Origin of the sequence: Marichromatium sp. AB32 (genome assembly GCF_003718675.1) — a bacterium.
Lineage (GTDB): Bacteria > Pseudomonadota > Gammaproteobacteria > Chromatiales > Chromatiaceae > Marichromatium > Marichromatium gracile.
Map to the genome: position 1 here is coordinate 1 of NZ_RHFJ01000138.1, position 546 is coordinate 546.

1 protein-coding gene is annotated in these 546 nt (G+C 47.1%); it reads right to left on the reverse strand.

The genetic code is table 11. The annotated features are described in order from the left end of the window. The coding region (cyoC, locus tag EBL85_RS16865; protein WP_223806199.1) for a cytochrome o ubiquinol oxidase subunit III at window positions 1–546 on the reverse strand (546 nt) is incomplete at both ends.

The window sequence follows — 546 nt, forward strand, 5'->3', positions numbered from 1 at the left end:
CTAGAAAGTGCCAGAATAGGCTTAAGCAGTTAAAGCGCATTGCCATATTGTCGTTCAGACCTTTCGTCGACAGTTGATGATACGCTACCGCTAACCAAATCAGACCAAAGGTTACGTGCAGGCCGTGCGTACCAACCAACGTAAAGAATGCCGATAGGAATGCACTTGTTTGTGGCCCATAGCCTTCTTCAATCAGGTGATGGAACTCATAGACCTCCATACAGATAAAGCCAAGACCAAGCGCGAACGTGACTAACATCCAACGTTTGAGACCAGCAACGTTGTTGCGCTTCATCGCGATGATGCCAAAACCAAATGTGATACTGCTAAACAGCAGCAGCATGGTTTCGACAAACACGAATGGGAGTTCGAAAATGTCTTTACCTGTTGGGCCCGCAATTGAATTGCTCGACAGCACAGCGTATGTCGCGAACAAGGTTGCAAACAGTACACAGTCACTCATCAGGTAAACCCAGACGCCAAATAGCTTGTTGCCATTCGTGTCATGGTGGTGATCATGGTCGTGATGTGCTGCGATATTAGTTT